At 76.2% G+C, this 21,695-nt stretch carries 15 protein-coding genes; 6 read left to right on the forward strand and 9 right to left on the reverse strand.

The annotated features are described in order from the left end of the window. Positions 1–6: 6 nt before the first annotated feature. Positions 7–1,077, reverse strand: coding sequence for a YlbL family protein (locus tag MF605_RS06050; protein WP_235186540.1), 1,071 nt, complete (start codon positions 1,075–1,077; stop codon positions 7–9). Positions 1,078–1,275: 198 nt separating this feature from the next. Here MF605_RS06050 and MF605_RS06055 point away from each other — a divergent pair, with 198 nt between their 5' ends. Further along, positions 1,276–2,676, forward strand: a complete 1,401-nt coding sequence (locus tag MF605_RS06055; RefSeq protein WP_036384613.1) for a zinc-dependent metalloprotease — start codon at positions 1,276–1,278, stop codon at positions 2,674–2,676. Between the two features lie 64 nt (positions 2,677–2,740). Here the strand turns inward: MF605_RS06055 and MF605_RS06060 are convergent, their stop codons facing one another. Further along, positions 2,741–3,412: a M48 metallopeptidase family protein gene (locus tag MF605_RS06060; RefSeq protein WP_134415739.1), complete on the reverse strand. Its 672-nt coding sequence runs from the start codon at positions 3,410–3,412 to the stop codon at positions 2,741–2,743. A 97-nt stretch (positions 3,413–3,509) separates the two neighbouring features. Here MF605_RS06060 and MF605_RS06065 point away from each other — a divergent pair, with 97 nt between their 5' ends. Next, positions 3,510–4,238, forward strand: a complete 729-nt coding sequence (locus MF605_RS06065) for a dinucleotide-utilizing protein (protein WP_134415737.1) — start codon at positions 3,510–3,512, stop codon at positions 4,236–4,238. Between the two features lie 42 nt (positions 4,239–4,280). Here MF605_RS06065 and MF605_RS06070 read toward each other — a convergent pair whose 3' ends face one another. Together MF605_RS06070 and nudC are read right to left on the reverse strand one after the other, a co-directional pair. After that, the gene (locus MF605_RS06070; protein ID WP_036381078.1) at positions 4,281–6,410 is read right to left on the reverse strand and encodes an ATP-dependent DNA helicase UvrD2; all 2,130 of its coding nucleotides are present in this window, start codon (positions 6,408–6,410) and stop codon (positions 4,281–4,283) included. 16 nt (positions 6,411–6,426) lie between these two features. After that, positions 6,427–7,416 carry an NAD(+) diphosphatase gene (gene nudC, locus MF605_RS06075; RefSeq protein ID WP_036381081.1) on the reverse strand — a complete coding sequence of 330 codons (990 nt, stop codon included), beginning with the start codon at positions 7,414–7,416 and terminating at the stop codon, positions 6,427–6,429. A gap of 72 nt (positions 7,417–7,488) precedes the next feature. On the opposite strand from nudC, the gene MF605_RS06080 reads away from it, so the two are divergent. After that, positions 7,489–8,595: a phosphotransferase gene (locus MF605_RS06080; protein WP_134415735.1), complete on the forward strand. Its 1,107-nt coding sequence runs from the start codon at positions 7,489–7,491 to the stop codon at positions 8,593–8,595. Here MF605_RS06080 and MF605_RS06085 read toward each other — a convergent pair. Genes MF605_RS06085 through MF605_RS06095 form a run of 3 tightly spaced genes read right to left on the reverse strand, consistent with a single transcriptional unit; the run spans position 8,570 to position 15,935 of the window. Beyond that, positions 8,570–12,100 (reverse strand): ATP-dependent helicase, encoded by a 3,531-nt coding sequence (locus tag MF605_RS06085; RefSeq protein ID WP_134415733.1) that lies wholly within the window; start codon positions 12,098–12,100, stop codon positions 8,570–8,572. The genes MF605_RS06080 and MF605_RS06085 overlap by 26 nt on opposite strands. After that, complete coding sequence (locus tag MF605_RS06090) at positions 12,088–15,528, reverse strand: ATP-dependent helicase (protein ID WP_134415731.1); 3,441 nt, start codon at positions 15,526–15,528, stop codon at positions 12,088–12,090. Before MF605_RS06090 ends, MF605_RS06085 begins: the two co-directional genes overlap by 13 nt. After that, positions 15,525–15,935 (reverse strand): MGMT family protein, encoded by a 411-nt coding sequence (locus MF605_RS06095; protein WP_036314337.1) that lies wholly within the window; start codon positions 15,933–15,935, stop codon positions 15,525–15,527. Before MF605_RS06095 ends, MF605_RS06090 begins: the two co-directional genes overlap by 4 nt. Positions 15,936–15,979: 44 nt before the next feature. Between MF605_RS06095 and MF605_RS06100 the strand changes: the two genes are divergently transcribed. Beyond that, the gene (locus tag MF605_RS06100) at positions 15,980–16,666 is read left to right on the forward strand and encodes a 3'-5' exonuclease (RefSeq protein ID WP_036314335.1); all 687 of its coding nucleotides are present in this window, start codon (positions 15,980–15,982) and stop codon (positions 16,664–16,666) included. Between the two features lie 28 nt (positions 16,667–16,694). On the opposite strand, the gene hemL is transcribed toward MF605_RS06100, so the two are convergent. Both hemL and hemB read right to left on the reverse strand, forming a co-directional pair. Further along, positions 16,695–18,020 (reverse strand): glutamate-1-semialdehyde 2,1-aminomutase, encoded by a 1,326-nt coding sequence (hemL, locus tag MF605_RS06105; RefSeq protein ID WP_036314334.1) that lies wholly within the window; start codon positions 18,018–18,020, stop codon positions 16,695–16,697. Continuing rightward, entirely contained in the window at positions 18,017–19,003 is a 987-nt protein-coding gene (gene hemB / locus MF605_RS06110) for a porphobilinogen synthase (protein ID WP_134415729.1), read from the reverse strand. Before hemB ends, hemL begins: the two co-directional genes overlap by 4 nt. Before the next feature lie 107 nt (positions 19,004–19,110). On the opposite strand from hemB, the gene brnQ reads away from it, so the two are divergent. Both brnQ and MF605_RS06120 read left to right on the forward strand, forming a co-directional pair. Further along, entirely contained in the window at positions 19,111–20,505 is a 1,395-nt protein-coding gene (gene brnQ / locus MF605_RS06115) for a branched-chain amino acid transport system II carrier protein (RefSeq protein ID WP_095346900.1), read from the forward strand. Positions 20,506–20,515: 10 nt separating this feature from the next. Then, positions 20,516–21,616 (forward strand): NYN domain-containing protein, encoded by a 1,101-nt coding sequence (locus MF605_RS06120; protein ID WP_049147277.1) that lies wholly within the window; start codon positions 20,516–20,518, stop codon positions 21,614–21,616. Positions 21,617–21,695 lie beyond the last annotated feature (79 nt).

Below are 21,695 nucleotides of genomic sequence, written 5' to 3' on the forward strand. Positions count from 1 at the left end.
GTCGGCTCAGCCGCACGTCCACGCGGCGGCCGGGCTCTCCCCCCGGGCCACCGCCTCGACGATGTCGCGGGCCTGGCCCAGCGTGTCCACGGGGTACACCGTCAGACCCTCGGGCACACGGCCGGCCAGCTCCTCGCAGTTCGCCGAGGGGGCGAGGAACGTCGTGGCCCCCGCCTCGGCGGCGCCGCGCACCTTCTGCGGGATCCCGCCGATGGGACCCACGACGCCGTCCCCCGTGATCGTGCCCGTTCCGGCGATCGGGGCGCCCCCCGTCATCGCGCCCGGGGTCAGCCGCTCGATCACGGTGAGCGCGAACATCAGACCCGCCGAGGGCCCGCCGATGTCCGGCACGGTCAGCTCGACGTCCACCGGGACGTCGTAGGCGGTCTCGATCAGGGCCCCCATCTGCCACGGCTGGGGCGCGCCCTCGGGGGCGGCCGCCACCGGCACCTCGAGGTCCTGCTCCACGCCGTCGCGGCGGACCGTCAGCGTGACCGGGTCGGGCCCCGCGGCCCCGACGGCGGCGCGCACGGCCTCCAGGTCGGCCACGGGGCGTCCCTCGGCGGCGCTCACCTCGTCCCCGGCCCGCAGGACGCCCTCGGCGGGCCCGCCGGGCACGAGCTGCTGCACGACGAGCCGCTGGGGCACCTCGCGTCCGAGCTCGTGCAGGGCCGCGGCGGTCGCGGTCTGCTGGGAGTCCGACATGGCCGCCGAATTGGCCTCGCCGACCTCGTCGGAGGTGACGCCGGTGGGATACATCAGCTCGCGCGGGACCACGTCCACGGCGGGGTCCGTCAGGCCGCGGCCGAGGTCGAGCAGGGAGGTGGTGCCGATGGGCGGGCCCCCGACCATCACGGTGGTCATGTGCAGGGTCCCCTCACCCGGGTCCGCCTCGCCGCCCTCGACGCGCAGCACGGGTCGACCCTCGCGTTCGCCCAGCAGGTCCACGGCGGGGCCGGGGCCCTCGAGGATGTAGGGGGTGGGGGCCAGCAGGGCCAGCCCGACGCTGCCCAGGGCGAGCCACCCGGAGAAGGGCACGCGGGCGGCGCGGATGGTCCTCGAGGGCACTGCGCGCACGCGACACCGTCTTTCCTGGGGGTCCTGATCGGGCCGTCCTCGCCGCCGGGCACGTGCCGCGCGGCGACGGTCACACCAGTCTACGCGGGGCCGCGACCGACGCCTGCCCCTCGCGCGACGCCGTGCGCCATGGGCGAACCGCGCCGCCGCGAGGTCGGGAGGGCGGGCGTGCCGCGCCGGCGCGGATACGCTGGAGACATGAGCAACGACGCGCGCACGCCCGGATCCGACGACGGCCGCGACCCCCTGGAGGAGATGCTGCGGCAGCTCTTCGGCGGCCAGGGCCCCGACCCGGACGAAGTCCGACGCGCCATGGAGGGCCTGGGCGGCCCCGGCGGGGTGCCCTTCGACCCGTCCCAGCTGAATCCGGCCATGATGCAGCAGGCCATGGCCCAGTTCCAGGCGATGATCAGCTCCGGCTCCGGCTCGGACGGCCCCGTGAACTGGTCCCTGGCGAAGCAGGCCGCCCGCCAGGCCGTGGCCGGCGAGGACCCGGCCGTCGGCTCGTTCGCGCGACGCGAGGTGGACGAGGCGCTGCGGCTGGCCGAGCTGTGGCTCGACGGCGTCACGCAGACCGAGCCCGTCGGCAGCGTCGGCGTGGCCTGGTCCCGTGCCGAGTGGGTCGAGGCGACCATGGACCAGTGGCGCCGGCTCACCGAGCCCGTGGCCGTCTCGATGTCCCGCGCGATGTCCGCGGCCATCGAGCAGCAGCTGCCGGGCCAGCTCCCCGAGGGCATGGACGCCTCCCTGCTCGGCGGGCTGCAGCCCATGCTGAAGAACATGGGCGGCACGATGTTCGGCCTGCAGCTCGGGGGCGCCGTGGGCGCCCTGGGCAAGGAGGTGCTCTCGGGCACGGACATCGGCCTGCCCGTCGCCGGCCACCGTCTCGCCCTCGTCCCCGTGAACATCGAGGAGTTCGGCGACGGACTCTCGGTGCCGGACGACCAGATCCGCATCTACCTGGCCCTGCGCGAGGCCGCACGCATGCGCCTCTTCCTGCACTCGCCGTGGCTCGAGCGGGACCTGTACGCCGCCGTCGAGCAGTACGCCGCGGGCATCCGCCTGGACACCGAGGGCATCGAGCGGGCCGCGCAGTCGGTGGACCCGATGGACCCCGGTTCCCTGCAGGCCGTGTTCGACGGCGCGTCCTTCATCGCCGCCCCGGACGCCACCCAGCAGGCCGCGCTGGACCAGCTGGAGCTGCTCGTCGCCCTCGTGGAGGGCTGGGTGGACGTGGTGGTCGCCGAGGCCGCGCGCCCGCTCGAGTCGGCGGCCGCCCTGCGCGAGACCATGAACCGCCGCCGCGCCTCGGGCGGCCCGGCCGAACAGGCCTTCGCCGCCCTCGTGGGCCTCGAGCTGCGCCCGCGCCGCCTGCGCGAGGCCGCCGCGTTCTGGGAGCACGTCACGGCTGAGCACGGCACGGAGTACCGCGAGGAGATCTGGCGCCATCCCGAGCGTCAGCCCACCGCGGAGGACCTCGAGGACCCCGCCGGATACGCCGGGCGCCGCTCCGCCGCAGACGCCAGCACCGAGTCCCTCGACGACGAGCTGCGCAAGCTCCTCGAGGGCGGCTTCGGCGACGCGCCGCGCGAGGGCTGAGCCCCTCCCGGCACGACGGCGGCGGGCGGTCCGGCACCTCGGGTGCGGGCCGCCCGCCGCCGTGTCAGTCCGCGTCCTCGTCCTCCGCCCACCGGTCCGGCGCCGTGCGACCGCGGCCCTCGGCGAAGGTGACCCCCTCGAGGAAGGCCATCGCCTCGGCGTAGCGCGGGTACCGGTCCACGAGGCGTCGGAAGGCCGGGCCGTGTCCGGACTCCAGCAGGTGGGCCAGCTCGTGGACGAGCACCGCCGCCACCACCCAGTCCGGCATGCCGCGCAGCTGCGTCGAGAGCCGGATGGTGCCGCGGGCCGGCGTGCACGAGCCCCAGCGGCGGCGCTGCCGGGCCGACCACGTGACCGAGACCGGACGGGCCCGCCCGCCCAGGTGCGCCGCCGAGAGCCGTCCCGCCCAGGCCAGGAGCGCGTCGTCGGAGCGGGCGTCGGCGGGGCGGCCGTCCGGGTCGGCCGCGGGCTGCCCCGTCCCGCCGCGTGCGCCCACCTTCGCGACCATCCGGCCGATCCACTCGCGCTCCTGCGCGGCCGAGAGCCGGGCCGGGACGTTGACCTGCAGGCGGCCGTCGCGCCACCCCGCCGAGACGGTGCGGGTGCGGGCCGTGGAGCGCACGAGCCGCACGGGCGTGCCCTCCCAGTCCACATCGATGCTCTCGCGGGCGGGACCGCGGTGGGCGGCCGGGACGGCACGCGGAGGAAGGCCGGGGGCGGGCGGGACAGGGCGCATCCGGCCATTGTCCGGCATGGGGCGCAGGCTGTGGACAATCCGGCACGGTCCGGGAGTGCCCTGGCAGGGTGGGAGGGACCGAGCCGAGAGGAGAGCCGTGCGCACCGTCGCCGAGACCGTCACCACCGTCCCTCATGACGCCGCCGCGTCAGCGCTGGAGCCGGGGGCGTGGGCCCCGCCGACGGACGTCCACGTGGCGGGCCTCGACGCGGTGGGCGCGGCGATCGCCCACGCACTGGCGGGGGCCGGGGCGCTGCGCCTGGCCCTGTGGGATCCACGGCCCGTCGACGCCGCGGACCTGGGGACCGGCCTGCTGCCCGGGGACCTCGGTCGGCCCCGGGCGGGTGCGCTCGAGCGCCGGCTGGGCGATGTGGCCCCCGGACTGCGCCGCTACGCGCACCACGGCCCGGTGCCGGTGCTCGTGGGGCAGGCGACGGTGGCGGTGGGGTCCGTGCTCGACGCGGACCTGGCCGCGCAGGCCCTGGCCGCCGACCACCCGCTGCTGCCGGTCGCGGTGGGGCCGAAGGTGGTCACGGTCGGACCGTGGTGCGCCCCCGGGGTGCGCGGGTGCCCGCTGTGCCGATGGCCCGCGGACCCGGCGGGCGTCCCCGGTGCCCCGACGGCGCCCGGCCCGTCGGCGCACCGGGGACAGGTGGACGGGCTCGCGGCGCTGCGGGCCGCCGTGCTGACCGTGGACGCGCTGCGGACCGGACCGGCCCCCGGCGTGCTGCGGGCCGATCGCGTGACGGGACGCACGCGCCGGGTGAAGGTCCGCCCCCGGCCCGGCTGCGCCTGCGACCCGGATGCGCTCGGCTGGGCGTTCTGACGGGGTCGGCGCCGCCGGCGGAACGGGGTGCGGGCCCGCGGCTCAGGCCGTCGGGGTGCCGTGCAGCAGCTCGAGCAGCTCCGGTCCGTGCTTCTCCAGCTTGGCCTTGCCGAGGCCGGGCACCTTCAGGAGCTCTGCCGGGGTCCTCGGCATGGCCTCGGCGATGGCCATGAGGGTGGCGTCCGTGAACACCACGAACGCGGGCATCCGCATCTCGGCGGCCGTGCGGGTGCGCCAGTCGCGCAGCTCCTCGAGCACCGCCTCGTCGTACGTGGCGGGGCAGTCCAGGCAGCGGCCGACCTTGCGCTCCGCTCCCGTCTCGAGGGGCTTGCCGCACGTGCGGCACACGGCGACCTTCGCACCCCGGCGCCGCGGCGCCGTCGGGCCGGCCGCGGATCCGCGGGCCGGGGCGTGCTCGCGGGTGCCGCCGAGGGTCGGGTCGATGGCCCACAGGAACCGGGAGGGCCGCCGGGTGGAGCGCCCGCCCGTGCCCCGCGAGAGCGTCCACGTCAGCGACAGGTGCTGGCGGGCACGCGTGATCCCCACGTAGAGCAGGCGCCGTTCCTCGTCCACCTCGGCCTGGGTCTCCGCGAAGGAGATCGGCATGAGCCCCTCGGACAGGCCCACGAGGAACACCGCGTCCCACTCGAGGCCCTTGGCGGAGTGCAGCGAGGCCAGGGTGATGCCCTGCACCGTCGGCGCGTGCTGGTGCTGGGCGCGCTCGTCGAGCTCGGCCACGAGTTCGGTCAGCGTGAACTCGGCCCCGCGTGTCGTGGCGAGCTGGTCGGCGAGGTTGACGAGGGCGTGCAGGGACTCCCACCGTTCACGGGCCGCGCCGGTGGCCGACGGCGGTTCCGCGGAGTAGCCGAGCGAGGAGAGCACGTCCCGCACCCGGTCCGTGACGTCGTCGCCCGTCAGGTCCTGGGCGGCGCGGGCGGCGGCCCGCAGCTGCAGGATGCCGTCGCGCACCTCGCGCCGGGAGAAGAACCGCTCGCCGCCGCGCAGCTGGTAGCCGATGCCCGCCGAGGACAGCGCCGTCTCGAAGGCCTGGGACTGGCCGTTGGTGCGGAACAGGACGGCGATCTCGGAGGCGGGCACGCCGTCGTCGATCAGCGCCGCGATCCGGTCCGCGACCCAGCCGGCCTCGGCCTCGTCGTCGGTGCACTCCGCGAACACGAGGTCGGGGCCGGCCGGCCGCTGGGAGACGAGCTCGAGGGGGTCGGGCCAGCGCGGCATCGTGCGGTCCCGCTCCCCCGCCTTGGTGCGGTCCGCCAGCAGGCGGTTGGCCGCCTCCACGATCTGCGGGCTGGACCGGTAGTCGCGCACGAGCCGGACCACCGTGGCCGCGGGGTACCGCTCACGGAAGTCGGTGAGGAAGCGGGAGGTCGCGCCCGTGAACGAGTAGATCGTCTGGGAGGCGTCGCCGACGACGCACAGGTCGCCGCGGTCGCCGAGCCAGAGGTCGAGCAGGCGGTGCTGCAGCGGCGAGACGTCCTGGTACTCGTCCACCACGAACACGCGGTACTGGTCCCGGATCGTGGCCGCGATCTGCGGCTCGGTGGACAGGATCCCCACGAGGATCAGCAGCACGTCCTCGAAGTCGATCATGTTCCGGGCCGTCTTGGCCTCCTCGTAGCCCGTATAGAGACGGGCGACGGTGGTGGCGGTCCAGCCGGCGGGCATCTCCCGCTCCTTCGCGGCCTCCGCGTAGCCCTCGGGGGCATGCAGGGAGACCTTGGCCCATTCGATCTCGCCGGCGAGGTCGCGCAGGCCGGCCCGGTCCACGGTCATGCGCATGCGCTGGGCGACCTCGGTGAGCAGGCGCACCTTGTTCTCGATCAGCGAGGGCATGGGACCGCCCACGGCCTGGGGCCAGAAGTACTGCAGCTGGCGCAGGGCCGCCGAGTGGAAGGTGCGGGCCTGGACGCCGGCCACGCCGAGGTCTCGCAGGCGGGTGCGCATCTCCGCGGCGGCGCGCGCCGTGAAGGTCAGGGCGAGGGTGCGGCGCGGGTCGAAGACGCCGGAGGCGACGCCGTAGGCGATGCGGTGCGTGATGGCGCGGGTCTTGCCGGTGCCGGCGCCGGCCAGGATGCAGACGGGTCCGTGCAGGGCCGTGGCGGCCCGGCGCTGCTCCGGGTCGAGGCCGCGGAGGATCTCGTCGGGAGTGCTCATGCTGGACGAGTCCTCCTTAGGTGATCAGGGTCTGCGCATCGGGCAGCGTCCCACCGTACCAATCCTCGATGAGCGCCCGCGCGATGGACACGGCCCCGGGCAGGGTGACGTCGCCCTCGCGGGCCAGATGCGCGAGCTCCTCCCGCTCGAACCAGCGCACGGAGAGGATCTCCTCGCCGTCCGGGACGGGCTCGGCGCCGGCCGGGGCCAGCGCGGTGAACCCGAGCATGAGCGAACGCGGGAACGGCCACGGCTGGGAGCCGCGGTAGCGCGGCTGCGTCACCGTGATCCCGGACTCCTCCGCGATCTCCCGGACCACCGCGTGCTCCAGGGACTCCCCCGGCTCCACGAACCCGGCCAGGCAGGAGTACAGCCCCTCGGGCCATGCCGCGTTGCGGCCCAGCAGGATCCGCCCGGCCGGGTCGATGACGGCCACGATCACCGCCGGGTCCGTGCGCGGGAACTGCTCCCGGGAGCAGTCGCGGCAGCGACGCACCCAGCCGGCCGCCTCGACGTCCGTGGCCCCGCCGCAGAACGGGCAGAAGCGGTGGGTGGCGTGCCAGTTGGCGTTCGCGACGGCGGCCACGAACAGCCCGGTGTCCGCGTCGCCGAGGGCGGCGGCCGCGTCGCGGAGGCCCACCCACACGGCGTCCGCGAGCGCGGCGGCCGCGTCCTCCGGCAGGGCCGCCGGCGGCTCGACGGCGACGGAGACCACCTCGCGCTCCCTCCCGTGCGGGCCCCGGTCCGCCGCGGTGCCGCGGCCCAGATACGCGGCCTCGGCCGGCACGGGACCGGAGGGCGCGGTGAAGACGAGCCGGCCGTCCGCGACCGGTGCGCGGCCGCCCTGCAGCCACAGGACCTCCGTCCCCTCGCGCGCCCAGACCGCCGCCAGGTGGCCCGGGTCGAGGCGGGCCACGGCACCGCGGTCCAGCTCCTCGCGGGCCAGCGGCAGGGCCAGCGGCGGTGCGGCGGTGGGGTCGGACGACGACGGGGGGCAGGAGGCCATGCGTCCAGGCTAGCGACCCGTCTCCGGTGCGCCCGACGACGGGGGAGGGCGTTCCGCGCCTAGGCTGGAGGGGTGGATCGTCAGCCCCTTCGTCTCGCAGCCCTGGCCGCCGCGGCCGTCCCCGGCCTCGCCCCCGTCTCCGTGGAGGCGAGCCCGGACGACCCCGCGGACTTCTCGACCGCCGTCGTCGTGGACGGTGAGGGCCAGCGGTGGCGTGTCCGCTCGCCCCGCACCCCGGAGGCGGGCATCCGTCTCGAGACGGAGCTGCAGGTGCTGGCGGGCCTGACCCCGGCGGTGCGCGCCGGCCTGCCGTTCCGCACGCCCTCCGTGGCGGGCGCGGTGCGGCTCGAGGGGCTGCGCACCTTCGTCTACCAGGACATGCCCGGGCGTCCCGTCACCCTGGACGAGCTGGCCCGGTTCGGCGAGCCCGCGGTGCAGGACGTGGGCCGTGTGCTGGCCGCGATCCACACGCTGCCCTCGGACGTCGTGGACCACGCGGACCTGCCCTCCTACACGGCGGAGCAGATCCGGCAGCGTCACCTCCACGCCCTCGACCAGGCGGCCACCTCCGGCCGCGTGCCGCCCCTGCTGCTGCGCCGCTGGGAGGAGGCCATGGAGGAGGAGGCCCTGTGGCGGTTCACACCGGTGCCCGTGCACGGTGACCTGCACGAGGACAACCTGCTCCTCGAGCGCGGCCGCGTGGTGGGCGTGACGGGCTGGACGGACCTGCACGTGGGCGACCCGGCCGACGACGTCGCCTGGCTGGCCGCCGCCGCGGACCCGGACCTGGCCGACCGTGTCCTCGACGCCTACGCGGCCCGGCGGGCCGACGCGGGGGTCGCCGACGACGGCGACGCCCACCTGATGCGCCGTGCGGCGCTGCTCGCCGAGTTCGCCCTCGCCCAGTGGCTCACGCGGGGCCTGGACCGGCACGACGAGGGGATGGTCGCCGAGGCGGAGGCCATGCTGGCCGAGCTCGAGGGCGACGTGCGCGCCGCGCAGGAGGCGGCCGCGCGCCAGGCGGAGGCCGACGCGGCCGCTGACGCCGCGGAGGACGCCCGGGATGCGGCGGAGGACGCCCGGGAGGCCGCGGACGCGAGGACCGCGGACCCGGAGACGGGCCCGCTGCCCGCCGTCGAGGTGGTGCGGCCGATCAACGGCGGGCCAGGGCGTCCGTGATGTGACGCTCGAGCTCCTCCTCCCCCGGCAGGTCCGGGAAGGAGCGCTCCTGCCCGTGGGCCACGTACACGAAGCTGGCCCCGATCCGTTCCAGCGGGATCCCGTGCAGCCGTGACCAGGCGAGCCGGTAGACGGCCAGCTGCAGCGACTTGAGCTCGAGGTCGCGGCCCCGCGGCACGGCGCCGGTCTTCCAGTCGACGAGCTCCCAGTCGGCCTCGGGGTCGAAGGGCAGGCGGGGGTCGCCGCCGGAGCGGTAGATCGCGTCGACCCGGCCCCGCAGCGTGATCCCGCCGACCGTCGTCTCGACCGGGGCCTCGACGAAGGCCGGGGTGCGCTCCGCCCAGCGCGAGGAGCGGAACCACTCCTGCATCGGGCCGAGGTCGAGGGCCTCGTCGACCCACAGGTCCGCGGCGTCCTCGGCCGAGTCGATGTCCAGCATGCCGGTGGCCCCGAAGCGCTCCTCGAGCCACGCGTGGAACGCCGTGCCGCGCCGCGCCGAGTGCGCGGGCGGCCGGGGCAGGGGCCGGCGCAGCTGCTCGGCCACGGCCTGCGGGTCGGCGGCGAGCTCGCCGTAGAGGGACACGGAGACGTGCTCGGGCAGGGCGGTCTCCCCGCCCGTCCCGGCGACGTCCCGGCGGCGCAGCAGCACCCAGTCCACCTGGCGGGCCAGCTCCGGGTCGTCCCCGAGCGCCGCCGGGTCCGCGGCGTGCACGGCCGCGGCGGCCGCCTCCACCCTGTGCCGGCGGGCCCGGGAGCGGCGCGGCAGCGGCTGCCAGCGTTCCTCGTCCTCGGGGTCCTCCGGGTCGGCGACGAAGGCCTCCGGGCCGTCGAGCGGGTCGAAGGGCCAGCGGGCGACCAGCGTCCGGCCCGCGGCGGGGTTGGCCTCGGGCAGGTCGTCCTCGGCCGGGGCGGGGCCGAGCGCGACGCCGGGCACCTCCCCCGCCAGGCCGGCCACCTCCTCGAGGAAGGCCGAGGCCGGCAGAGGCTCCTTGTTGACGCCCTTGAACAGGGAGGTGCTCAGCCACAGGGCGGATCGCGCGCGCGTGTACGCCACGTAGGCCAGGCGCCGCTCCTCGCGCTCGGCGTGCGCGGCCACGGCCACGGCATACGGATCCGGGTTGCCCTCCTGGGCCGCCTTGGAGCTGTACTTGGTGCCGGCGGACTGGACCCAGTCCCGCTGGTCCTGGGCCCACGAGCCGTCCCACTGCGGCAGCGACGCGCGGTCCCCGCGCAGGGGCCACGGCAGCGCGCCGGCCCCGGGGCTGGTCCAGCGGTCCGCCCGCGTGGACGGGAACGTGCCCTCCTGCAGGCCGGGGACCGCGACGTCGTCCCACTCGAGCCCCTTCGAGGCGTGCGCGGTGAGCACCTGGACCAGGCCGGGGGTGGGTTCGGCGTTCTCGACGCCGAGGCCGTCCTCGTGCTCGAGGACGGACTCCGTCCAGGCCAGGAACGCCGTCAGGTCCGTCGCCGTGGTGCCGGCGCCGAAGTCGCGGGCCGCGTCCTGGAACGCGTTCAGGTGCCGCCGGGCCGCGGCCGCGGAGACGCCGGGCCGCAGGGCCACCTCGACGTCCAGCCCCGTCTCACGGATCACCTCCGCGATGAGGTCGGCCGGGTCCTCCCCGGTGCGCGTGGAGAGCCGGCGCAGCTCGGCGTTGACGGCCCTCAGCCGGGCCAGGCCCTCGGGTGAGAAGCCGCGGCCACGGGAGCCGACCCAGTCCGTCCCCTCCCCGGGCAGGGAGTCGAGGGCCTCCAGCAGGGCGGCGGCGTCGGCGTCCTCCTCGGGGCTCACGTCCCGGTCCGGGGCCGCGTCCGGGGCGGCCCCGGCGGGGTCCTCCCGCCCACCGGCGGCCCGCTGGGCCCGCAGCCGCGAGACGAACCGGGCGCGCTCCTGGAGCACCTCGAGGTCGGCCACGCCGATGCGCCAGCGCGGGCCGGTGAGCAGGCGGACGAGCTGGTCGCTGCGCGTGGGGTCGGCCAGCACGTGGAGGACGGCGAGCACCTCGGCGACCTCCGGCAGCGCCAGCAGCCCGGAGAGCCCGAGCACCTCGTAGGGCAGGCCGGCGGCGTCGAGCGCGTCCAGCACGGGGCCGAACTGGGCGCGGGTGCGGCACAGGACGGCGCGGCTCGGGGTGGCCCCCCCGGGCCCGGACCCGGTGAGGGCGCCGAGGCGGGCGACGACGTCGGCGGCCTCCTCCTCCGCGGTGACGAACCGGTCCACCCGGACGACGCCCTCCCCCGCGCCCGGCCGGGGCCGCAGGGTGCGCACCTCCACCGGCGCGCCGCCCGTCGCGGCGGCGTGGGCGTTCAGCGGTGCGGCGACGGCGTTGGCGACCGCCAGGATCGACTCCTCGTTGCGCCACGCGATCGTCAGGTGCGAGACGTCCGCGTTCACGCGCCGCGGGGCGCCGCCGGGGCCGGTCTCCAGTCGGGGGAAGGCGTGCGGGAAGGCGAAGAGCTGCCCGGCGGAGGCGCCGCGGAAGCCGTAGATCGACTGGTGGGGGTCACCCACCGCGGTGACGCAGTGCCCCAACCCGGGCGCGTCGTCCTCGGGGCCGCGCGGGCCGAACAGCCCGGCGAAGATCCGCATCTGGGCGTGGGAGGTGTCCTGGAATTCGTCCAGCAGCACCACGGGGAACCGCGCGCGCTCCTGCTCGCCGGCCGCCGGCACCTCGACGGCGATGCGCGCCGCGTGGCGCAGCAGGTCGCCGAAGTCCATCACGTCCTGCTCGCGCTTGACCTCGTCGTAGCGGGCCACGAGGTCCGCCATGAGGGCGCGGTCCGCCAGGCCGGTCAGGAACTCCTGGATCTCCTTCGAGGGGGTCTTGGCGCGCGGGGGCAGCGGCAGGGCGCTCCCCTGCTCGGCCAGCCGGGCGAGGAACTCGCGCACCTCGTCCGCACTCACCAGGTGCTCGGCCATGTCCCCGGCCAGCCGCAACGCCTGCGTGATGAGCCGGGACGGGGCCACGCCGAGGGTGTCCGCGACCACCGGATGCGAACGCACGACGGCGCCCATGAGCCGGTGGGCGTCCGCGCCTCCGAGCAGCCGCGCCTCCGGTTCCACGCCGATCCGCAGGCCGTGGTCCCTGACGAGCGCGCCGGCGTAGGAGTGGTACGTGGACACCGAGGCGCGGCCCAGGTCCTCGGGCTCCCCGTCGAAGCCGGGGATCTCGAGGCCGGAGCGCAGCAGGGCGTCCACGCGCCCGTTGATCCGCTCGGCGAGCTCACCGGACGCCTTCCGGGTGAACGTGACGCCGAGGACCTCGTCCGGGCGCACGAGACCGTTGGCCACGAGCCAGACCACGCGGTCGGCCATGGTGGCGGTCTTGCCGGAGCCGGCGCCGGCCAGCACCAGGCGCGGAGTGAGCGGGGCGGTGACCACCTCGGCCTGCTCCTCCGTGGGCGGGGGCAGCCGCAGCCGCGCCGCGATGTCCTCCGGGGAGTGGACCGCGTCCTCGACGCGCGGACGATCGGTCTGAGCGGCGGGATCGCCGGTCAGCGGGGCCATTCGGTGACCTGCCTTCCTTCGGAGCAGAGCGGACAGACGGAGGGCAGCGCGCACCGGCGGGCGCCGGCCTCGTGGAGGGCGAGGAAGCGCGGCCCCGTGGTGCGGCGGGCCGCCGTGAACACCTGCTCGAGCGCCCAGGTGTCCTCGTCCTCGAGGGCCGGCTGGTCCTGCACCTTGGTCTTCTGGGTGCCGGCGCCGAGCTGGACGAGGGCCGCGCCGGCCGGTGTCGTGGGGTGCTCCAGACCGGCGAGCGCGGCGCGCAGGGCGGGGTCCGTGGCGGGGTCGTCCCGGACCTGCTCCAGACCGCCGGCGCGGACGGCCACCTGATAGGCGGCCAGCTGGGGCTGGCGCGCCATCTCCGCGCCGGTGGGCGCGCTGCGGCCGGTCTTGAGGTCGGCGATGAAGGGTCGGCCCTGCGCATCCGCCTCGAGCCGGTCCACGACGCCGGTGATCCGGACGGTGGTCCCGCCCCAGGTCAGGTCCGCGAGGAGCCGCACCTCCTGGGCCACGGGCCGACGCCCGGCCGCCCGGGCGATGCTCCAGTAGCCGATGTAGGCGTCCACCAGGCCGCGGGCCCGGTCGTGCTCGATCTCCGTGATCCAGCCCTCCGGCAGGCCGAGTTCGGGCAGGCGGCGTTCCAGTTCGGCGCGCACGTCCTCGGGCACGCCCTCGGGGTGGTGTTCGGCCACCGAGTGCACGAGCGTGCCCACGGACTGGGCGAGGGTTCCGCCCGCGTTCGCGCCGACGTGGTACAGCACCCAGTTCAGCGGATTGCGCAGGGCCGTCTCCACGCGGGAGGGCGAGAGCGCGACGACCTCGCGCTCCGGGTCGACGAGCGCGGCCTCGGTGGACAGCGGCAGCAGGCCCCACCAGCGTCGGGGGTCCGCGACGGTCACGCCGTCCTCGGCGAGGACCGCCAGGCCGGCGGCCGCCGCGGCCCGGGATGTCGCCCCGTCGGCCGCGTCCGCCTCGTCCCCGGCCTCCAGGACGCGGCGCAGCCGGCCGACGAGCGCGGACGCCGTGATCGGGTCGGGGACCGCGGTGAGCCGCCGGACGCCGGCGGCGTCGCGCGCCTCGGCGGGCAGCCGTTCGGGCGGGTCCACCAGGTCGAGGAAGTCGGAGGGGCCCTCATCCGGCGAGCGGACGGCCGTGACGACCACCTGACGCCGTGCCCGGGAGACCGCGGCCGCGAGCATGCGCAGCTCGTCCTGACGCACCTCGCGCAGCCGGGTGCGGTGATCCGTGGGCCACGGGGCGTCCGCGGGCAGGGTCACGAGGTCCACGAGGTCGGTGGCGCCGAGCAGCTGGCCGCGCAGCCGGGTGTTCGGCCACACGCCCTCCTGCAGGCCCACGACGATCACCGTGTCCCACTCCTGGCCGGCCGCCGCGGCGGGGGTGCGCACGTGCACGGCGTCACCGGACTCGGCACGGCGGGCCAGGGTGTCCACGGGCAGGTCCTGGGACTCCATGTAGACGGCGAACGACTCGGGCGACGCGCCCGGGAACTGGTCCACGAAGCGCTCGGCCACCTTGAACAGGGCGACGACGGCGTCGAGGTCCGCGTCCGCCCGGCGGGACTCGCGGCGCTCGTTCGCGTGCTCGGCGGGCCGCAGCGCGAGCGAACGCCACCGCTCGGCCCGACCGGAGGCGGACCACAGCGCCCACAGCACGGTCTCGGGCGAGGCCGAGGGGGCGCGGGCGGCCTCCAGGCCGTCCCGGAGCATCCAGTGGACGCGGCGCAGGGCGCGGTGCCGCTCGTGCTCGGGGCCGGCCAGGCTCGGGTCCAGCAGGGCCGCGGCGAGCAGCGCGTCCGAGGTGCGCCGGCCGCCCCGGCCCCGCTCGGCGGCCAGCAGGTCCTGGCGCAGCCGCCGCACGTGCAGCGCGCTGGCCATCCCGTACCGGCCGGTGAGCAGTCCCACGACCTCGTCCGGGTCGAGCACGTCCTCGACCCGGGCCTCCGGATCCTCCGCGAGCGCCCCCGCCGCGTCCACCAGCGTGAGCAGGGGCGCGACGGCGGGCTCCTCCTTCAGCACGAGCCCGGCGGCGTCGCGCAGCACGGGGACGCCCTCGGCCTCCAGGTGGCGGGCGAGCGCGGCCACACGGGAGCCGGAGCGGGCGACCACGAGGATCCGGTCCAGGGGCACCCCGTCCTCGTGGTGGACCCGCAGCACCCGTTCGAGGACGAGCTGGTCCTCGTGGGCGCGGGTGGGCACGACGTGCGCGCGGACGGCGCCGTCACCGTCCGCCGGGACGGTCTCGGTCCGGGTCCGTTCGACGCCGGCGGTGCGCTGGCGGACCCGGCGGGCCACGCGCAGGTAGGCGTCCTGGACCTCGGCGCGCATGCGGTGCCCGCGCGTCAGCACCCGGACGCGCCCGTCCGGGGACGCGGGCGGGGCGGCCCCCGGCACGGGATCGGGGTCGAGGACCCCGGGGTACCGGGCGAGGAGGTCGGGCCGGGCGCCGCGGAAGCCCTCCACTGTGGTGTCCGGCGACGCGGTGAGCAGCACGTCCCGCCCGCGTCCGAGCACGGTGAGCAGGTCGTGCACGGCGGGGGTGGCCTCGTGGAGGTCCTCGACCACGAGCACGGCCAGGCGGTCCCGCTCCGCCGCCACGAACGCCTGCGCCGCGGCGTCGCGCTCCGGGTCCTCGGGATGCCGCTCGGTGAGCACGCGGACGGCGGCGGACAGCAGCCCGGCGGCGTCGAACGCCTCGGCCATGCCCAGGTCGATCCGGTCCCGGTAGTCCTGCAGCAGCACGGCCGCGGCCTCCCACTCGGGGCGCCCGTGGGCGGTGCCGAGCTCCTGCAGGCGGCCCGGCTCGAGGCCGAGCTCGCTCATGCGGTCCACGAGCTCGCGGACCTCGCGGCGGAATCCCCGCGCCTCCACGGCGGGGGCGACGTCGGCCGGCCAGTCCGGCGCGGCGGCGAGGCCGGCGGCGTAGCCCTCGAGCAGCTCGGCGATGACCGTGTCCTGCTCGGCACCGGTGAGCAGCCGGGGGGCGACCTCCAGATGCCTCAGCGGTCCCGTGACGCGGGCACGGCGCAGCAGGTCGAACGCGTAGGAGGACCAGGTCCGCACGGGGGTGACGGCGCGGGTGCCCCGACCGGCGGCGGCGAGCCGGCGGGTCAGCGCGTCGCGCAGCCGCGCCGCCGCATCCCGGCTCGGGGCCAGCAGCAGGAGGGACTCGGGGTCCAGCCCCGCCTCGATCCGGCGGGCCGCGTACTCGACCGCCACGGTGGTGCGCCCCGTGCCGGGGGCGCCCAGCACGAGCACGGCGTTGTGCCCGGGGGCGAGCGAGGCGATCGCCTCCTGCTCGTCCGTGAGCGTGATCCGGTCCTCGGGCGCGGCGGCCGTGCGCACCAGCCGAGCGGCCCGTTCCGGCGCCGCCGCGTCGTCGTCGAAGGGGTCCACCCCGTGTTCCCTGGTCATGGCCTCATCCTCGCACCGGGCCCGGACACGATACGGTCGGCGATCGCACGGATCGCCCGCGCGGCGCCGTCGTCGGGCTCCCAGCGGGCCCGGGGCAGGTCCACGCGCCCGGCCGGGGTGCGGGGCATGGCCTCGCGTTCGTGCTCGACGGCGGCCCGCGCGGCCAGCTCCGGAGGCAGCGAGCCGTCGGCCCGGACCACCCGCCACCACGGCGTGCCGGGGCTCGATTCGGCCATCGCCCGGCCGGCCTGCCGCGGACCGCCGACCCCCAGCAGGCCGGCCAGCCCCCCGTAGCTGACGGCGCGTCCGGGCGGGACCAGACGGGCGAGCGCCTCGAGCCCCTCGCCGAGGGTGAGCGGTCCGTCGTCGCGGTGGCGGGCGCCGGGGAGCACAGGGTGATCGGTCACGACCCCATCCTGTCGTGTCCGCCGCTCCGGGTAGCGTGAGGCGCGTGACTTGGCATGAGAGCATCCGCGCCGGCTTCGACCTCGAGACCACCGGACGTGATCCGCGCACCGCGCTGATCGTGACCGCCACCCTGGTGATGGTGGACGAGCAGGGCCGCGCCGCGTCGTCGGCCGAGTGGCTCGTGGACCCGGGCGTGCCCATCCCGGCCGAGGCGGCCGAGGTCCACGGCGTCACCACGGAGCGGGCGCAGGCGGAGGGCATGCCCGCCGCGCAGGGTGTCACGGAGATCACCGAGACCCTGCGGGACCTGTTCGCCGCGGGCATCCCCGTGGTGGCGTTCAACGGCGTGTACGACTTCACGGTGATGGACCGGGAGGCGCGCCACCACGGGCTGACGCCGCTCGAGGCCCGCCCCGTGATCGACCCGTTCGTGCTGGACAAGCAGGTGGACCGGTTCCGCAAGGGCAAGCGCACGCTCTCCGCGGTGTCCGAGCACTACGGGGTGACCCTGGAGAACGCGCACACCTCCGCGGCGGACGCCCTCGCCGCCGTCCAGGTGGCCGACGCCCTGGCCGCCCGGTACGAGCAGCTGCGCGTCGCGCCGGTGGACCTGCACGAGCGGCAGGTCCGCTGGAAGGCCGAGCAGGCGGAGAGCTTCGAGCAGTACCTGCGACGCAAGGACCCGCAGGCCACCGTCTCGCGCCACTGGCCGGTCGAGGCCGAGCGCTGAGCGCCCGGCCCCGACCCGCACCCGGGTCTCAGCCCTGGGGCGTCGCCGCCGCGGCCGCCTTCGCCGCGGCCGGCAGCGCGTCGAGCACCCGGGTGACCGCCGCGTCGTCGTGGGCGGCGGAGACGAACCAGGCCTCGAACACGGACGGCGGCAGGTACACGCCGGAGGCCAGCAGCGACTGGAAGAACGGGGCGTAGCGGAAGACCTCCTGGCCCTGGGCGTCCCGGTAGTCCCGCACGCCGGTGCCGGAGGTGCCGAACGCCAGGGAGAACAGGGTGCCGGCCCGCTGGATCGAGTGGTCCACGCCCTCGGCGTCGAGCGCGGCCACGAGGCCCTCGCGCACGGCGTCCGAGGCGCGCGTCACGGCCGCGTAGACGGCCTCGTCGGCGCGGGAGAGCGTGGCGTGGCCGGCGGCCATGGCCACCGGATTCCCGGAGAGGGTGCCGGCCTGGTACACGGGGCCGAGCGGGGCCAGGTGGTCCATGATCTCGGCGGAGCCGCCCAGGGCGGCCGCGGGCATGCCGCCGCCGATCACCTTGCCGAAGCACCAGACGTCCGGGGTCCAGCCCTCGGGCTGTCCGGACAGGCCCCAGCCGCCCGTGGCGGTGGCGCGGAAGCCGGTGAGCACCTCGTCCCAGATCAGCAGCGCGCCGTGGCGGCGGGTGATCTCGCGCAGGAACGCGTTGAAGCCCTCGGCGGGCTCCACGACGCCCATGTTGCAGGGCACGGCCTCCGTGATGAGCGCGGCGATGCGCTCGCCGTGCTCGGCGAACACGGCCTCGACGGCGGCGCGGTCGTTGTAGTCCACCACGAGGGTCTCGGAGGCGGCGGCCTCGGTGACGCCCGCGGAGCCGGGCAGGGCGGCGGTCGCCACGCCCGAGCCGGCCGCGGCCAGCAGGCCGTCCGAGTGGCCGTGGTAGCAGCCGGCGAACTTCACGATCAGGTTGCGGCCGGTCACGCCGCGGGCCAGGCGCAGGGCCGTCATGGTGGCCTCGGTGCCGGTGGACACGAAGCGCACGCGCTCGACCGGGACCTTGGAGGCGATCAGCTCGGCCAGCGCGGTCTCCTCCAGCGTGGAGGTGCCGAAGCCGAGGCCGCGGTCCACGGCGGCGTGCACGGCCTCGACGACCTCGGGGTGCTGGTGGCCCAGCAGCATGGGGCCCCACGAGCAGACCAGGTCCACGTACTCGTTGCCCTCGACGTCGGTCAGGTACGGGCCGCGTGCGCCGGCCATGAACCGGGGCGTGCCGCCCACCGAGCCGAAGGCGCGCACGGGTGAGTCGACGCCGCCGGGGATGACGGCCTGGGCCGCGGCGAAGGCGGCGGCGTTGGTGGTCGGCTGGGACGCGGTCACAGGGACCCCTCCTTCATCCAGCGGCCGAGCTCGGCCGCCCAGTAGGTGAGCACGGAGTCGGCGCCGGCGCGCCGGATGGAGAGCACGGACTCGACGATCGAGGCCTTCCGGTCGATCCAGCCGTGCGCGGCGGCGGCCTCGATCATCGCGTACTCCCCCGAGATCTGGTACGCGGAGACGGGCACGTCCGCCATGTCCGCCACGTCGCGCACGATGTCCAGGTAGCTCATCGCGGGCTTGACCATCACCATGTCCGCGCCCTCCTCGAGGTCGAGGGCGACCTCGAGCAGGGCCTCGCTCCGGTTGGCGGCGTCCATCTGGTAGGTCTTGCGGTCGCCCGTGAGCTGGGAGTCGACGGCGTCGCGGAACGGCCCGTAGAACGCCGAGGAGTACTTCGCGGCGTAGGCGAGGATCGCGGTCTCGTGGTGGCCGGCGCCCTCGAGGGCCTCCCGGATCACGCGGACCTGGCCGTCCATCATCCCGGAGGGGCCGAGCACGTCCGCACCGGCCTCGGCCTGCGCGACGCCCATCCGGGCGTAGATCTCCAGCGTCGCGTCGTTGTCCACGGTGCCCTCGGCGGTGAGCACGCCGCAGTGGCCGTGGTCGGTGAACTCGTCCAGGCACAGGTCGGACATCACGACGAGCCCGTCCCCCACCTCCGCCTTCACGTCCCGGATGGCCCGGTTCAGGACGCCGTCCGGGTCCAGGGCGGCGCTGCCGACGGCGTCGCGCGTGGTCGGCACGCCGAACAGCATGATGCCGCCCAGGCCCAGCTCGGCGGCCTCGGCCGCGGCGGCCTTGAGCGAGTCCGCGGTGTGCTGCACGACGCCCGGCATCGAGGCGATCGGCACGGGCTCGGCGGCGCCCTCCTTGATGAAGGCCGGCAGGATCAGCTCGGCGGGGTGCAGGCGCGTCTCAGCGACGAGGCGGCGCATCGCGGCGGACCGGCGCAGACGCCGGGGACGGTGCAGCGGGACGGACATGACGGGGTCACACGCTCCTGGTTCGGGGACCCGTCCAGTCTAGGCGCGGAGGCTGACCGCGCGCCGGGTACAGTCATGGCGCCCCGTCCGCCGTCGAGAGGCCCGTGATGCCCCCGCGCCTGCGCCCCGGTCAGACCCTGCTGCTGGCCTCGCTCGTCTTCGGCCTGTTCTTCGGCGCGGGCAACCTGATCTTCCCCGCCGGCCTGGGCCGGGATGCGGGCGCCGCGGTCACGCCGGCCACGCTCGGCTTCCTCGTCACGGCGGTGGGGCTGCCGGTCCTGGGCATCGTCGCCTCGGCGGTGACGGGGGCGCGCTCGGTCCGTGAGATGACGGCGCCCGTCTCCCGGCGCTTCGCCGTGGCGTTCACGTGCCTGCTGTACCTGACGATCGGCCCCCTCTTCGCCATCCCCCGCACCGCCACGGTGTCCTATGAGATCGGTGTCGCGCCCCTGGCGGGCGACGGCGGCCTGCGGCTGCTCGGCTTCACGGCGGCGTTCTTCGCGGTCGCCGCGGTCGCGGCGTTCCGTCCGGGCCGGCTCATGGAGTGGGTGGGGCGGTACCTGACCCCGGCGTTCCTGGTCCTGCTCGGCGCCCTGGTGGCGGCCGCCGTCGTGGCCCCGATGAGCACGGGCGCCCTGCCCTCGCCGACCCCCGCCTACGCCGACGGGGCGCTCGTGCGGGGCCTGCTGGACGGCTACGCCACGATGGACGCGCTCGCCTCGCTCGCCTTCGCGGTCGTGATCGTCGACGCCGCCCGGCGCCTGGGCGTGACGGGCCCGCGCCGCATGGCGGTGGAGCTGGGCAAGGCGGGGCTGCTCGGCGGCGCGGCGATGACGGTGGTCTACGCCTCGCTGGCGTACATCGGCGCCACGAGCCACGGCGCGTTCGCGCAGGCCACGAACGGCGGCGACGTCCTCGCCCGCAGCGCGAGCCACTTCTTCGGCACGGCGGGCGCGTACCTCATCGCGGCCATCGTCTTCGTCGCGTGCCTGAAGACCTGCATCGGACTGATCGTGGCGTGCGCCGAGATGTTCGCGGAGATGTTCCCCGGGTCCTACCGGCTGTGGGCGGGCCTCTTCCTCGTGGTGTCCTTCGCGCTCGCCAACCTGGGCCTGGAGGCGATCATCGCCTGGTCCGTCCCGGTGCTGATGTTCCTCTACCCGATCGCCGTCGTCGTCATCCTGCTCGGCCTCGCCTGGGCCTGGGTGCGGGACCGCCCGGCGGTGGCCCGCTGGGTGGTCGCCTGCACGGGGCTCGCCGCCTTCTTCGACCTGCTGGGCGCCCTGCCGGAGGCGCTCGTGACGACGCCGCCCGTCACCGCCCTGACGGGCCTGGCCGGCCGGGTGCTGCCCGGCTACGCGGTCGGCTTCGGCTGGGTGGTCCCGGCGCTCGTCGGGCTGGTCGTCGGCACGCTGGCCGCCGCCTCGCGGCCCCGCTCCCGCCGGGGCGAGCGGGAGGCGATCCCGGTCACCGCCGGCCACGGGCGCACCGCCGCCGACTAGGGTGGGACACATGCCCGAACCCACCCCCGCATCCCTGCGCATCGCCGTCCTGATGGACAGCGACAACGTCTCCCCCAAGTTCGCCCCCCTGATCCTCGAGGAGCTCGCCACCTACGGCACCCCCACGATCAAGCGCGCGTACGGCGACTGGACCACGACCAACCTCAACGGCTGGAAGAAGGCGCTGAACCACCACGCGATCCAGCCGGTCCAGCAGTTCGCCTACACCGTGGGCAAGAACTCCTCGGACTCCGCGCTCATCATCGACGCGATGGACCTGCTCTGGATGGGCAACGTGGACGCGTTCGCCCTCGTCTCCTCCGACTCCGACTTCACGCGCCTGGCCACCCGCCTGCGCGAGGGCGGCAAGCGCGTGATCGGCCTGGGCGCCCGCAAGACCCCCGCCTCCCTGCGCAACGCCGTGGACCAGTTCATCTACCTCGAGCTGCTCGGCACCGCCACGGACCACGACGTCGACGACGACGAGACCGGCGAGGACGCCCCCGCCAAGGAGGAGAACGCCAAGGCGTCCGAGGGCTCCGGCCGCTCGGGGTCCCGCCGCGGCGGTCGAGGCCGCGGTCGCGGGGCAAAGACCACCGACGCCACCGACACCCCCGAGGCCACGGACGCGGACGCGGAGGCCCCCGCTGTCGACGAGGCCCCTGCTGCCGACGAGGCCCCCGCCGCCGACGAGGCGCCCGCCGGGGACGCCGCCGCCGGCAAGGACGGGAAGGCCGCGGAGGCGAAGTCCGGGGCCGGTCGGCGGGGCCGCCGTGCGTCGTCGTCGGACGTCACCGAGGACCCGACCCCGCCCGAGGTGCCGGTCGAGGCCGAGCCCGAGCACGACGAGGCCGACGCCGCCCCGCGCATCGACCTGCAGGCCGCGCTCACCAAGGCCGTCAACGCCACGAGCACCGACGACGGCTGGGCCACGCTGTCCCTGATCGGCCAGCACCTGAGCCGCACCCACGTGGACTTCGACCCGCGCGACTTCGGGCACTCCAAGCTCTCCACCCTCGTGGAGGACCAGCCGTACCTGCGCACCCGCACCGAGGGCCGGACCATGGAGGTCTCGCTGGTCCGCCGCCGCAGCCGCCGCGCCGAGGGCTGAGCGGCACGGCCCGTCGTCCCCCGCGGCCGGCGGGCCGGTCAACCGGCCGTTCACCCGCCGGCCACCCGCCCACCACGCC

It is taken from the genome of Micrococcus luteus, from assembly GCF_022664405.1.
Lineage (GTDB): Bacteria > Actinomycetota > Actinomycetes > Actinomycetales > Micrococcaceae > Micrococcus > Micrococcus luteus.